This is a genomic window from Thalassobacillus pellis (assembly GCF_016908295.1).
GTDB lineage: Bacteria > Bacillota > Bacilli > Bacillales > Halobacillaceae > Thalassobacillus > Thalassobacillus pellis.
In genome coordinates this window covers 222,300-236,269 of sequence record NZ_JAFBDO010000001.1, presented here as the reverse complement: position 1 = coordinate 236,269, position 13,970 = coordinate 222,300, and the positions used below count along the sequence as shown (strand labels likewise).

The 13,970-nt window shown below is 42.6% G+C and carries 13 protein-coding genes and 1 tRNA gene; 4 read left to right on the top strand and 10 right to left on the bottom strand.

What is annotated here, in order from left to right:
- Nucleotides 1–22: 22 nt before the first annotated feature.
- The 8 genes from JOC33_RS01235 to JOC33_RS01200 form a co-directional block, all read right to left on the bottom strand.
- The gene (locus JOC33_RS01235; RefSeq protein ID WP_239533932.1) at nucleotides 23–625 is read right to left on the bottom strand and encodes a response regulator; all 603 of its coding nucleotides are present in this window, start codon (nucleotides 623–625) and stop codon (nucleotides 23–25) included.
- Nucleotides 622–1,986 (bottom strand): sensor histidine kinase, encoded by a 1,365-nt coding sequence (locus JOC33_RS01230; protein ID WP_205090201.1) that lies wholly within the window; start codon nucleotides 1,984–1,986, stop codon nucleotides 622–624. Before JOC33_RS01230 ends, JOC33_RS01235 begins: the two co-directional genes overlap by 4 nt.
- A gap of 59 nt (nucleotides 1,987–2,045) precedes the next feature.
- Nucleotides 2,046–2,636, bottom strand: a complete 591-nt coding sequence (locus JOC33_RS01225; RefSeq protein ID WP_205090200.1) for a DUF6305 family protein — start codon at nucleotides 2,634–2,636, stop codon at nucleotides 2,046–2,048.
- 278 nt (nucleotides 2,637–2,914) lie between these two features.
- Entirely contained in the window at nucleotides 2,915–3,811 is an 897-nt protein-coding gene (gene nikC, locus JOC33_RS01220; RefSeq protein ID WP_239533931.1) for a nickel transporter permease, read from the bottom strand.
- A gap of 17 nt (nucleotides 3,812–3,828) precedes the next feature.
- On the bottom strand, nucleotides 3,829–4,833 hold the full coding sequence (locus JOC33_RS01215) for an ABC transporter permease (protein WP_205090199.1): 1,005 nt from the start codon (nucleotides 4,831–4,833) through the stop codon (nucleotides 3,829–3,831).
- Nucleotides 4,834–4,999: 166 nt separating this feature from the next.
- The gene (locus tag JOC33_RS01210; protein WP_338054457.1) at nucleotides 5,000–6,619 is read right to left on the bottom strand and encodes an ABC transporter substrate-binding protein; all 1,620 of its coding nucleotides are present in this window, start codon (nucleotides 6,617–6,619) and stop codon (nucleotides 5,000–5,002) included.
- Nucleotides 6,620–6,655: 36 nt separating this feature from the next.
- On the bottom strand, nucleotides 6,656–7,657 hold the full coding sequence (locus JOC33_RS01205; protein ID WP_205090197.1) for an ABC transporter ATP-binding protein: 1,002 nt from the start codon (nucleotides 7,655–7,657) through the stop codon (nucleotides 6,656–6,658).
- Complete coding sequence (locus JOC33_RS01200) at nucleotides 7,654–8,652, bottom strand: ABC transporter ATP-binding protein (protein WP_205090196.1); 999 nt, start codon at nucleotides 8,650–8,652, stop codon at nucleotides 7,654–7,656. The genes JOC33_RS01205 and JOC33_RS01200 overlap by 4 nt, the downstream gene beginning before the upstream one ends.
- Nucleotides 8,653–8,837: 185 nt before the next feature.
- Here JOC33_RS01200 and JOC33_RS01195 point away from each other — a divergent pair.
- Nucleotides 8,838–8,913 (top strand) — tRNA-Arg (locus tag JOC33_RS01195).
- Between the two features lie 364 nt (nucleotides 8,914–9,277).
- Here JOC33_RS01195 and motB read toward each other — a convergent pair.
- Both motB and motA read right to left on the bottom strand, forming a co-directional pair.
- A complete protein-coding gene (gene motB, locus JOC33_RS01190; RefSeq protein WP_205090195.1) occupies nucleotides 9,278–10,042 on the bottom strand; it encodes a flagellar motor protein MotB in 765 nt (254 codons plus the stop codon).
- Nucleotides 10,035–10,826, bottom strand: coding sequence for a flagellar motor stator protein MotA (gene motA, locus JOC33_RS01185; RefSeq protein ID WP_205090190.1), 792 nt, complete (start codon nucleotides 10,824–10,826; stop codon nucleotides 10,035–10,037). The genes motB and motA overlap by 8 nt, the downstream gene beginning before the upstream one ends.
- A gap of 657 nt (nucleotides 10,827–11,483) precedes the next feature.
- Between motA and JOC33_RS01180 the strand changes: the two genes are divergently transcribed.
- From JOC33_RS01180 to gap, 3 genes are all read left to right on the top strand, one after another.
- The gene (locus tag JOC33_RS01180; protein WP_205090189.1) at nucleotides 11,484–11,717 is read left to right on the top strand and encodes a glutaredoxin family protein; all 234 of its coding nucleotides are present in this window, start codon (nucleotides 11,484–11,486) and stop codon (nucleotides 11,715–11,717) included.
- A 150-nt stretch (nucleotides 11,718–11,867) separates the two neighbouring features.
- Nucleotides 11,868–12,896 carry a sugar-binding transcriptional regulator gene (locus JOC33_RS01175; protein WP_205090188.1) on the top strand — a complete coding sequence of 343 codons (1,029 nt, stop codon included), beginning with the start codon at nucleotides 11,868–11,870 and terminating at the stop codon, nucleotides 12,894–12,896.
- A gap of 36 nt (nucleotides 12,897–12,932) precedes the next feature.
- Nucleotides 12,933–13,940, top strand: coding sequence for a type I glyceraldehyde-3-phosphate dehydrogenase (gene gap, locus JOC33_RS01170; RefSeq protein ID WP_205090187.1), 1,008 nt, complete (start codon nucleotides 12,933–12,935; stop codon nucleotides 13,938–13,940).
- Nucleotides 13,941–13,970 lie beyond the last annotated feature (30 nt).

The window sequence follows — 13,970 nt, the reverse complement described above, 5'->3', positions numbered from 1 at the left end:
AAACGTAGCAAGGCGGCTGGTTTTAAATCAATTGATATTTATTTTTAGGCCGGCCCCTGCTGCCATAATCACTTACTACTTCGACATCTCCTTTTTCAACCATATGGTGTAAATAGCGGTGGACAGTTTGGTAAGCAATAGGCAGTTGAGCCTGGATGTCATTGATGGTCACGGGATTTTCCTGTTCATATAAGAATTGCTTGATCGATTTCATCGTGTCTTTATTAATCCCTTTTTCTACGAACATTTCCTGATCATTATGGGACAGTTTAGCATACTTCAAATTCAGTTTGATTCGTGAAATGAGATCAGGTGCTTTAATCGGCTTCATGGCAAAGTCCGTTGCTCCTGCCTCAAGGAAGTTATTTGCAACCGATTGGCGCTCTTCTACTGTTAATACAATGATCGGGATATTCTTATCGTGTTTTCGAATTTCTTTTACAGTTTTCAAGCCGTCCCAGCCTGGCATGTGGTAATCCACCAAAACAAGGTCAGGTTCAAGAGCTTTTAACATTTCGACTCCTTTCTTGCCGTTCGGTGCCTCCATGGACGGCCATTCGGAGAACTCACATATTTCCTTTAAAGTAAAACGAATATCTTCGTTGTCATCGATGATCAATATCATGATACGGTTTCCTTTCTGGATGGATTAGGCAGGGTTATAGTCGTCCTTGTATGAGAACCGGGTTTACTGACAACTTCTATGTTTCCTAGATGGTTTTCCACCACTCGTTTCACAAACGGTAGACCAATCCCTGAGGAGTTTTTCGTGCTGAATCCTTCTTGCCAAATGTTGACGAGGTTTGCTTGTTCAATTCCAGGACCGTTATCTTCAATTTGAATATAGGTTTGTCCATTCTCTTGGTATATCTCAATTGATATTTTGCCGCCACGGTCCGTTAAGTAAATCATTGAATTTTCAAGGATATTGGAAATCGCTCGAGCAAATCTGATTTTATTCACGTGGAGCAGAGGGACATCTTTCGCAATATTCATTTCAAACTGTATCGGCAAGTCATCGGTAGACAGGTGGCTTAGTACGTAATCCATCAATTGTTGAGCTGGTAATTCTTTGCGTACATCTTCGTAGAGGATATCTGAAATCATGTCTTTCATCCTCGTAATGGAACGGCTGATTCTATTATAATAGCTTTTTGTTTTTTCATCGGTATCCGGAACCTTCATTTCCATCAATGATAGAAGGCCCTCTACAGAAACCAGGGGCGTCTTTAAATCATGGACAAGGGTATGCATTTCCTGATAAACTTTCGATTCTATCAGGTCGTTCCTGATTCTCTGAAGTTCTTTTCCTTGTGCCTGATACAGCTTGAGCGTTGCGATTTGTTTGCTGAAAAGATGTATCAACGTTGTAAATATGACAGCGATTACGAAAAAGATCAGGAAGAAAAGTAAGGTAATTGTGTTAAACAGGTTATGATCCGTCAAAAAGTCATCGACTGCCTTTAAACTGACAGAGATATCATTCTGACCAAAGCCGTAATCACTTAAGGACGGGATAAGATTCAGCCATTGAAAAGATATGGTAGTCAAGGTCAGTAATATCAAAAAGGTCCATACAAAATAACGTTGTTTGGGCAGGTACGAACTGAAAAACAATATTGCCCCGATTGTAAGCAGATAGGGGAGGAAAGAATAGTATTCTTTGTAAAGAAAGTTAATTCCGAATAAAGCGGAAAGAGCTATTGCGATATAAACAGCCTGAAAGCGAAGGGTAGCGATGCTTCCAGTGATATAGCCTGCAAGAAAGAGAGCACCGAAAAACACCATGGAAAAAGTGATGGTATTTCTGGTTATATAGGAAAAGGCGGTCACCAGCAGTTTGCCACTGTCCTCTTCATTTAGACTGCGGTTGATTTCCTCGAAAATATATAGTGACCAATCTGTCGTCAAGGCTGGAAATAACATTCCATAAAAAATCAACACGAAGCCGATAGTACCCCAAAAAGGATTGTTCTTTTGATTCATGCTGTTTCACTTCCTTAAAGAGGCTATTTTCCAGGTCTCCCGGACTATATTTACTCTAGTTACCTGAATACTGAATTGAAAGGGATTTTCATGTCTTGTATTTCATTTACAAATGTGGAAGCCAGGCGATGCCTCTCGATCTTTTCCATTAGTTCTTTAGGAGTTTCATCATAACGACGTCCAATAAAATAATCGGTGTAAGGCAGTATCTGATCAACCATTGCCCATGTTTCTTTGTAATCACGGATCTGCATATCCAAATCGAATACAACGACTGGAAGGTTACTCTTCTCAGCTTCAACCATCAGTTCCTTAATCCGTTTCTGTTCCTGCTTGAATTGTCTGCCTTTATGTAACAATCCGTTATAACTATAGCCGACAACTATGACTAATGTTTTGTATTCATAAAGGTCACTGGCTAAGGCACGCGGTCGATAGTCATTTTCTAAATGCAGCTGGTTTGCCAGCTTTTTAATGATACCCCCTTCAACTGACTGGCCTGCTGAAGTTATCAGCATAGGTTCCTTTCCGATTGGTGCCGGGAGGTTAGGGTACATATACAGCGATTGACTGGAGGTTTCATAAGCATGGAACCCCATAAGACCAAAACTGATGACAAAACAAAGGATGATGATCGTATATTTTCTCACATAAATACCCCCAACGCTTAAAACTGTTATCGGACCTATGACTTATAAACCATATACTATTATTCTACTTAAATATTCTGAAAAATAAAAGGTGGTTTTTGCAGAAGCCTTAATAGGCTGATCTACTATAACAAAAAGGGATGTCCCAAAAATTGTGAAATAAATTTATTGGGATAACCCAACAAAAAAACTGAAACAGGCGGTTACCGTCCGCCTGTTTCAGTTTAGTTTATTCGAGTTTACTCATTAAGGAAGGCTTTTGAGCAGCCATTTCTGAATTATTGCTTTAGACGAGGGTCTAATGCATCCCGCAGTCCGTCACCGAACAAATTGAATCCCAGTACTACCAGGAATATGGCAAGTCCCGGGAACATGACTACCCAAGGCGCTGTCTGCAAAGCAGACCGGCCGTCACTTAGCATAGCTCCCCATTCCGGAGTCGGCGGCTGGGCACCTAAGCCCAGGAAGCTGAGTCCTGCAGCATCCAAAATAGCTGTTCCGACTGTTAAAGTCGCTTGTACAATAATGGGAGCAAGGCAGTTTGGCAGTACATGTGAAAATAAAATCCGTCCATTTTTAGCCCCGATAACACGGGAGGCCTCAATGTATTCCGTCTCTTTAACTGATAGGACCGTGGAGCGGACAATCCTTGCGAAATGCGGCACCCCTACGATCCCGACGGCAATCATGGCATTGGTCAAACTTTTTCCAAGTACGGCAACCAGAGCGATTGCGAGAAGGATGCTTGGAAAAGCCATCATAATGTCGATGATCCGCATGATGACCTGGTCCACCCAGCGGCCGAAATATCCGGCAACACAACCGAGCAATACTCCTGTCACCATGGAAATTCCTACACAAATGACGCCGATTTTAATAGTAATTCTGGCACCGAAAACAAGTCTTGAGAAAATATCTCTTCCCAGCTCGTCCGTTCCAAGCCAATGCTCGCCTGATGGAGCCTGGTAACGTTCAATGATGTTCTGTTCTGTAGGAGAATGGGTTGCTATTTGCGGAGCAAAGATAGCGACAATAATCAATAAGGAAATGATGATCAAACCCATTAGAGATGTCTTACTTTTTACAACCCTGGATAAGGAATCCAACCAGAGACTAGAATTTTTCTTTTGTTTTAATGCGGGATCTAATTGATCCGCTTTTGCTTCTGCAGCCAAGGTTTCCACATCCTTTCCTAATCCAGTTTTATTCTAGGATCGAACAATGTATAGAGGAGATCAGTGATCAGATTCACCAAAACAAAAATGACAGCCACAATCAAAATGGTACTCTGGACAACAGGGTAGTCCCTGCTTAGTATCGCATCCATCACATAACGACCGACTCCTGGCCAAGAGAAAATCGTTTCTGTCAGTACGGCTCCACCGAGCAGAAATCCAAATTGCAATCCAATGACAGTGAGAACGGGAAGGGCAGCATTTTTCAGGGCATGCTGGAAGACAACCAGTCTGCTGGCTAACCCTTTCGCATTGGCAGTGCGTATGTAGTCTTGTTTCATTACCTCCAGCATACTGGAGCGCGTCATCCGTGCAATGATAGCCATCGGGATGGTGGCAAGAGCTATCCCTGGCATCAATAAGTGCCTGAATGCATTTACGAAAGCTTCTCCATTTAAAGTCAGTATACTGTCTAACAAGTATAGGTTGGTGATGGTCTGCAACTCAATATCATTGGATAGCCTTCCGGATGGCGGCAACCAATTCAGTTCAACAGCGAATAACCATATCATCATTAATCCAAGCCAAAAGATAGGCATCGAGACACCGAATAAAGCACCGGACATACTGATGTTGTCGAACCAGGAATACTGTTTGACAGCCGCAATGACCCCGGCCAATACTCCAACCAAAACTGCAATTCCCATTGCAAATAGCGTGAGTTCAAGAGTTGCTGGTAACCTGGAGCCGATTTCAACAATCACAGCCTCTTTGGATGTAATGGAATTTCCGAGATCGCCTTGGGCAATCTGTCCCATGAAACGTCCGTACTGGACGATATAAGGGTCATTCAAATTCAATTCTTCCCTCAATGCCTCTAACTGCGCTTCTGTTGCTTTTTCTCCCAGTATGCTTCTTGCCGGATCCCCTGGAACAAGGTGCATGAGAGAGAAGGCCAGAATGGAGACGCCAATAAGAACAGGAATGAGAGAAACGAGACGTCTAATAATGTAATTGAGCATACTGTTATTCCTCCATATTTAGAAAAATACTGGCTCATTTACAAGGAACAAGCATGTTCCCACGGAGATATTATGATATTCAATCACCAGTCATGAGCCAGATTTTTCCATTGCATTTTCTTTGGGGAAGAGGGAAGGGAGTCTTAGTCCCTTCCTTTTACCTTAATCATTTCAATTCTAAATGGTTGAACGGTTCACTTCCTGTTGGATGAGGAATGTAATTCTTCACATCTTTAGATACAGCAAGTGGTGGCGTTGTATGTGCAATTGGGAACCAAGGAGCATCCTCATGGATGATTACCTGTGCTTCTTTGTACAATTCAACACGTTTTTCCTGATCAAGCTCGGTTTGTGCTTTTTTCAGGATGTCATGCAATTCGTCGTTTTTGTAGAAAGCGATATTTCCGGCTGATCCTTTTTTAGCATTATCCTTATCCAAGAGTACATATAAGAAGTTGTCCGGATCGCCGTTATCTCCTGTCCAGCCAAGGAAGGCCATGTCATGTTCACCATTTTCAGTTGCACTTAAATGAGCATCCCACTCATTTTCAACGATTTCTACGTTGATGTTGACATCTTTCAGCATTTCCTGAATAGCTTGTGCAGCAAATTTCGGCTGAGGAAGGTATGGACGAGGATTCGACATTGTATAAAGGGTCAATTCCATACCATCTGCATATCCTGCTTCAGCCAGCAGTTGTTTAGCTTTTTCTACATCGTAGCCATAATCTTCAATTTCGTCGTTATATCCCCATAGAGATGGAGGCAGCGGATTCTTTGCCGGCTTTCCAATTCCTTCGAACAACGTAAGTAATTTCTTTTTATCAATTGCTAAGTTGATTGCCTGACGAACTTTCTTATCCTGCAAAGGTCCTTTTTGAGTATTCATAGCCATGTAAGAAACATTCATGGAAGGACGGCGAATAATTTGTAAGTTCACATCCTGTTCCGCTGTATCAAGGTCTTGAGGATTCATACCATTCATGGCATCGATAGAACCAGCCTGAAGTTCCATAAAACGGGCCCCGTTATCTGGTATGACTCGGAAGACTACTTCGTCCACTTTAGCTACCTCACCAAAGTAGTTCTCGTTTTTACTTAAAGTGATCTTGTTATCTGGAATCCACTCTTCAAAGACAAATGGTCCCGTACCAACAGGGTTTTTGAAGTATTCCTCACCATGTTTTTTAATAGCATCAGGACTTGCGATACCAAATGGAGGCATAGCCAACGTATTCAAGAAAGGAGCATTCGGCTCACTTAATGTAAATGTGACTTCATAATCACCTGTAGCTTCCACCTTTTCAATAATACCGCCCATATCGTCTTCCGTAGCCCCAAACATGTAGCCGTAGTAGACATATTCAGCACTTTCTGTCCAGCGTTCAAAGTTAAACACCACATCTTCTGCTGTGAAGTCAGTGCCGTCATGGAACTTTACGCCTTCACGAAGCTGGAATGTCCACTTCAAACCGTCATCGCTTACTTTCCATTCCGTTGCCAGGGCAGGCTTGACTTCCGTACCTTCCTGTTTATAACGGACTAAAGTGTCATAAATCTGGTTCGTAACATAAATAGATTCACCGTCTGTAACCTTAGATGGATCGAGCTGGGTAGAGTCAGCTCCACGACCGAAAACAAATGTATTATCCCCGTTTCCTTCCGCTGCTTTTTCAGTGTCGGAATCTCCCTCTGAACTGGCTTCATCGTTGCCGCTGCAGCCAGCCACTACGAGTAGCATCAATGCGAATAAAGAAAATAACATCCATAATGCTTTGTTCTTCAAAATAGTTCCCCCTTTGATAATTTAGTGAGTTAAGTATTAGACAGGCGTTGACTGTATGTCTCCTACCACCTCCTTAACAAGATGGCATGCTACCTGATGTTCTCCTCCTGGAACCTGTTTCAGCACCGGGCGTTTTTCCTTGCATATATCCTCAGCAATCGGGCATCGGGTATGGAATTTGCATCCCTTTGGCGGATTAGATGGGGATGGCAAGTCTCCTTCAAGCATGATGCGTTCCCGCTTTTTGTCAGGATTGGCTTCTGGAATGGAAGAAAGCAGCGCCTTGGTATACGGATGTTTCGGGTTCCCGTATAATTCCTCAACTTCTCCGGTTTCTACAATTTCACCCAGATACATGACGGCTACCCTGTCACTGATATGATGTACAACACTCAAATCATGGGCGATGAAAATATAAGTGAGATTGAACTCTTTTTGCAGGTCTTCCATTAAGTTGATCACCTGCGCCTGAATGGAAACATCAAGCGCCGAGACCGGCTCATCACATATGATCAGTTCAGGGTCCAGGGCAAGTGCTCTGGCGATACCAATCCGTTGACGTTGGCCGCCGCTGAATTCGTGCGGATATCTGTTCTTGTGATAGGAATCCAGGCCAACAACTTCTAACAATTTGTCGAGCTTCTGCTGCCGTTTTTCTTTAGGCATTCCAAAAATTTTCATCGGTTCTGTAACTGTTTGTGCAATCGTCTTCCTCGGATTTAAGGACGCGTAGGGATCTTGGAAAATGAGCTGCATTTCTTTTCTTAACTTCCTTAAATCTTCGCCTTTTACATCCGTGATGTCTTTGCCTTTGTAATAAATACTGCCTTCAGTTGGGTCAAGCAGTTTCAGGATTGTCCTTCCGGCTGTTGATTTCCCACAGCCGCTTTCACCAACAAGGCCCAGAGTCTCCCCCTGTTTAACTGTAAGAGAAATACCATCTACTGCCTGTACTGCTCCTACTTGCTTCGGAATAATGGCCCCTTTTGTAATCGGGAAGTGTTTTTTTAAATTTTCGACACGTAATAGTTCACTCATGGTTGTATCACCTTCTCTTCCTCTTCATACAACAAGCACCGGACGAAATGATCGGTGTCATCCTCAAGCAATGCTGGGTCAATGTGCAGACAGGAATCCTTAACATGCGTACATCTTGGGGCAAAACTGCACCCTTCCGGCAGGTGACGCAGGTCAGGAGGAAGCCCCTGGATTGCCTCCAGTCTTTCTTTACGGTTGTGGATTTGTGGAATGGAAGATAGCAGTCCCCATGTATATGGATGTTTCGGCCCATCAAATAGTTCCTTGACAGACGCAAATTCAACCGGCTTCCCTCCATACATGACCATTACTCGGTCACAAACTTCTGCTACAACGCCGAGGTCATGAGTGATCATGATGATTGCCATTCCTAATTCCTTTTGAAGTCTTTTTAACAAAGCAAGGATCTGTGCCTGTATGGTCACATCGAGTGCTGTAGTCGGTTCATCGGCTATCAGCACCTTTGGGTTGCAGGCAAGTGCCATGGCTATCATGACACGCTGTCTCATGCCTCCACTGAATTCGTGAGGATAGTTCTTTAGTCGTTTCTTCGCATCAGGGATTCCAACAAGGTCAAGAAGTTCAACTGCTCGCTTTCTTGCCTGATGCTTGTTCATGTCCTCGTGGGTAAGGATGGTCTCCAACATCTGCTTTTCAACAGAGAAAACGGGATTGAGGGAGGTCATCGGATCCTGGAAAATCATCGAAATGTCTTTCCCTCTTATTTTCCTCATCTCTTTTTCGGTTTTAGGGAGAAGACTGTCTCCATTGAATCTTACATCTCCATCAACAATTCTGCCTGGTGGAGAGGGGACAAGTTTCATCACAGACATGGCAGTGATGCTTTTTCCGGAACCAGACTCCCCGACAATTCCTAATGTTTCCCCAGGCTTGACGGAAAAACTTACGCCATCAACAGCTTTGACAACGCCGGACTTAGTAAAAAAGTGTGTATGTAAATTATCTACTTCCAAAATGGGAAGTTGCTCAGCCATAAAAAGCCTCCTTTGCAGAAGTGAATCTAGTTTGGTGCTGAATATTATTATACGGTAATTCTGAAAATTATGAATTTCTTCTCTTTTTTCTCGAAAAAAAGTGAAAATAAGAGAAATAATCTTACAAAAAATTCTTCTTGCGTTTTTCGCTTCCAGTCATTATAATGAATATTGCATGTCAATTTGCGCCCGTAGCTCAGTTGGATAGAGCGGTAGATTCCGGTTCTACGTCTGTCGGAGGTTCGAATCCTCTCGGGTGCGCTTATAAATGCAAAGAAAAGACCTTCTGGCTGCTTTATGCAGCCAGAAGGTCTTTTTTAATGCGAGAAAAAAGTCTGTACAAAAAATCTTATCCATATGAAATGAAATAGACTTATTGTCAGACCTTTGTTTTTCATTATTGATAGAGGAAAAGTATGGCTGGGAAACGATTCCCTGCTAAAGCTAGCAATCAACAATGCAAAAATTCTTCATTTTTATAAAAAAAACATCCGCCGGTAAGCGATTTGTGAGAATCAACAACAATCTTTAACAACTTTTTAAGATTACAGAGAACTTTTTCAGTGGTCTTAAACGATTTCCTTTCCACAGAAAAGCAGCACCCAAAAAAAACGCTGATAGTCTACTAGGGCTGCAGATCAGCATGAGGCAGGATAAGGATTTCAACACGGCGATTTTTGGCCCTGCCTTCTACTGTTTCATTGGTGGCAATTGGCTCATACTCTCCTAACCCTCGTGCGCTGAAATAACTGGGGTTCAGTTTTTCATTTTCCAGGAGTATCTTCATGAAATTCACTGAGCGCATGACACTCAGGTGCCAGTTGCTTTCAAATTCATGGTTATTGATTGGGACATTGTCTGTATGACCGCTGATAATAATTTTCCTGGGAGGATTTAACACCAGTAATTCGGAGATTTCCCTGGCGAGCTCGGCATCTTCGGCACGGACTTTGGCGCTGGCGGAGTCAAATAGTGCTCCATCTTGCAATGTCACCAGGAGACCTTCTTCGGTCAGCTTTGTCTGCAAGGCATCATCGAGCTTATTTTGCTTTATATACTTATTAATCTTCCTCTGTAATTCTTCTAATTCTTCTTTGTCTTTCTGTTTATCCGACTTTTCTTCTAGTGGTTTTTTTTCTTCTTCTACTATAGGAAGGGATTCAAGTTCCGGCTGTTTAGGAGCCTGATATTCCATAATGGAGCTTCCTCCATCTAGTACGTTGTTGAAGGAGGAGGCAATCTGCTGGAATTTCTGGGCATCTATTGAGCTTGCGGCAAACAGGACGATAAATAAGGCTAGCAACAAGGTGAGTATATCTGCATAGGGTACGAGCCAAGACTCATCCATGTGTTCTTCTTCTTGTTTCCTGCGTTTTTTACGTCTAGACATCCGTCAGCTCACCCTCACTTATGATTCTTTGCCGATCTTTGTTGGTCAAATAGGTAGATAGCTTTTGCTCAATAGCCCGAGGAGACTCCCCTTGAAGTACAGAAAGAACACCTTCAATAATCACTTCTTTCACTTTTACCTCCTGACGGGATTTCCGCTTCAACTTATTTGCAAATGGATGCCACAGTACATAACCTGTGAAAATTCCTAAAAAGGTAGCGACGAATGCTGCTGAGATGGCTACCCCTAACTCTTCTGTGTTGTCCATATGGCTCAGTGCTGCTATCAATCCTACTACTGCTCCCAGTACTCCCAAGGTAGGAGCGTATGTCCCTGCCTGAGTGAAAATCGATGCACCGGCTGAATGTCTTTCTTCCATCGCTTCGATGTCCTCGGTCATTACGTCACGGATAAATTCAGCTACTTGTCCATCGACAGCCATGCCGATACCATTCCTTAAAAAATCATCCTCAATCTCATGAAGCTGAGCTTCCAAAGCAAGCAGACCTTCCTTTCGTGCGATAGTGGCCCAGTTAGAAAACATCGGTATCAATTCTTCAATGGTCAGTGTGTCTTTTTCTTTAAACAGGATTCCGAACAATTGTGGAATCCGTTTCAATTCACTGGAAGGAAATGCGATTGTCACAGCGGCAACTGTCCCCAGAAGGATAATCAAAATAGCTGCCGGATTGATAAGTGCTGAAAGGCTTACCCCTTTTAATATCATCCCGACAAATACTGCAATCAATCCAAGTATTACTCCAATTAATGACGACTTATCCAATTAAATCACCTATACTTTCATGCCGAAGTTAGTAAATGTGTGAGGTTTTAATACTCGTTATATCGACACAATAAGCATTGATTTTAGCCTTAACCGGAGGATTATTTAAAAGAGGGCTTTCTCCCTATTGATGAAACCTGTGTTATACAAGACATGAGGCTGTAATGGAAACGTAATCGAACGAATGTTTTTATTACTACCAAAACATGTTATTCTATAATAGAGAGAAAATCTTGTCGAGTACCACTTATAAATGGGGTGTTTACGACGAAAATAATTCGCTATAAAATCTTGTATACAGAACGAATCTCAGAAGACAGGCGAATACATGTCTATGATATGGCTTCTCGCTCCCGATTGTCTTTCAACTATGATTCCTTGAAACGAAACACCGCAGAACGTGCCGGCGAAGAGCTTACACGATTTTTAAAAACAAAAGAACAGAAAATAAACCTAGGCTTTTACGACAAAAAAGAAGGACGCGCATCTTAGCGTCTTTTTTTTGCTTTGAGAAAGGTTAACTTTGTTAAAGGATAAGGATAACCAGGGTTTTCGCGATAGGCGCTTGGCGACAGGCCAAATTACTCAGATGTCATAAAAGACTGATGGAACAGGCTATGGTAAAATGGAATAGAATTAAGAGTCGGAGGGAAGGTCATGAAGAAAGTCATACTTTATACAAAGGAAAACTGCTGTTTGTGTGATGAAGCAAAAGAATTATTGGAAATATTGAAATATGAGCATGATTTTACAATTATAGAGAAGGATATCTATCAGGATGACGAATTACTGGAGCGTTATCAAATTGAAATTCCAGTGGTAGTTATAGAAGGAGAAGAGCTGAATTGCGAGCAGATAGATTTGTTTTCTTTGAAAAAACGCTTACAATAACTTTCTATTTGTTTCTGCTTGCGACTATAAGATGGTACTGGTAGTATGAAAACTGAAAGAAATATTTTTTTGCTCTACGTGGGACATATTATGACTGGTCGGGACAAAAACATCCCGGTTAGGAAGATTAGAAATTGAAGGAGCTTTTCCATGAGGGCTTTAATTGATCTACAAAAGAAACTTTTCCCTGATCTTCTCGAAATTATGCAGCGCAGGTATCAGATTCTGCATTTCATACAGCTGATGGAACCTGTCGGTCGAAGAAGCCTGGCAGATAACATGGCAATCGCAGAGCGGACGGTACGAAGCGAGGTAGACTTCTTGAACCAGCAAGGTTTCATCGAGGTCACTTTAAAGGGGATGCATTTGACCTATGAAGGGAAGGGAATTTTGGAGCAGCTTGCCGATTTTATCAAAGACGTTTCAGGTATAGACGTTTTAGAAAACAGGTTAAGGGAAAAATTACATTTAGACCATGTTGTTGTAGTTCCCGGGGACAGTGATGAACTGCCATGGGTAAAACAGGAATTGGGAAAAGCTTGTGTGTCTTACCTGAAGAACAAATTGACGGCAGAACAGACGGTAGCGATTACGGGAGGTTCTACGATGGCAGCTGTTGCCGAAATGATGACTCCATTCAAAAATGCCCCGAGTTTCTTGTTTGTCCCTGCACGGGGAGGACTGGGGGAAAGAGTGGAAAACCAGGCAAACACCATTTGTGCAGAGATGGCTAAGAAAGCGAGAGGGGATTACCGGCTATTATATGTGCCTGATCCCATCAGCGAGGAATCTTATTCTACCATTACGGAAGAGCCATCTGTCAAAGAAGTGCTTGACCTGATCAAGAATGCGGATACGGTCATTCATGGAATAGGCAATGCTGTTACGATGGCCGAGAGAAGAAAGACTCCACCAGAGCAAATGGAGAAAATCAAGCAAGGCCAGGCTGTCGGAGAAGCCTTCGGTTATTACTTTAATCAAAAAGGTGAAATCGTCCACAAAGTCAGGACAGTAGGTCTGCAGCTTGAAGATCTTTCCGTTTCTCAGCATGTGATTGCCGTCGCCGGCGGAGAATCCAAGGCAGATGCCATAGCGTCTTACTTCAAGCCAGGTAAGAGCAATGTTCTTGTCACCGATGAAGGTGCAGCACAAAAGCTTTTAAGGGATTCGTCCCTTTAAATAAAGTAACAATTAAATTCAAGGAGGAATTTCAGTATGACAGTAAAAGTTGGTATTAATGGTTTTGGACGTATCGGACGTAACGTTTTCCGCGCTTCCCTTCAGAATGACGATGTGGAAGTTGTAGCAGTAAATGACTTGACAGATGCTAACATGCTGGCGCATCTATTACAATATGACACCGTTCATGGGGAACTAGAAGAAAAAGTTACTGTCAACGGCACGAATCTTGTCGTTGGTGGCAAAGAGATTCAAGTACTTTCTGAAAAAGATCCAGCTCAGCTTGGTTGGGGAGACCTTGGTGTTGAGGTAGTCATCGAATCAACTGGCCGCTTCACTAACCGTGCTGATGCGAAGAAGCATATGGATGCAGGAGCTAAGAAAGTAATCATTTCCGCTCCAGCAAAAGAAGAAGATCTTACAGTAGTGATGGGTGTAAATGAACAAGATTATGATCCATCCAGTCATCATGTAATTTCAAACGCTTCTTGCACAACGAACTGCCTTGCACCATTTGCTAAAGTGCTTAACGACAAGTTCGGCTTGAAGCGCGGCTTGATGACAACTGTTCACTCTTACACGAATGACCAGCAAATCCTTGATTTGCCTCATAAAGATTACCGCCGTGCCCGTGCAGCAGCTCAAAACATCATCCCGACAACTACAGGTGCAGCTAAAGTGGTAGGAAAAGTTCTTCCTGATCTTAATGGTAAATTGAACGGTATGGCAATGCGTGTACCGACTCCAAACGTTTCACTTGTGGACCTTGTTGCGGAGTTAGATCAGAACGTTACAGCAGAAGATGTGAATGCTGCATTGAAAGAAGCTGCTGAAGGAGAGCTTAAAGGCATCCTTGGTTACAGTGAAGAGCCGCTTGTTTCCCGCGACTATAATGGTAATACCAACTCTTCTGTAATTGACGCTATTTCTACTATGGTATTGGAAGACAACATGGTGAAAGTTGTTTCCTGGTACGATAACGAATTTGGTTATTCCAGCCGTTGTGTAGATTTGGCTGCATTTCTTAAAGAAAAAGGACTTTAATACAGATTAGGGTCTGCTCATAAGTAACAA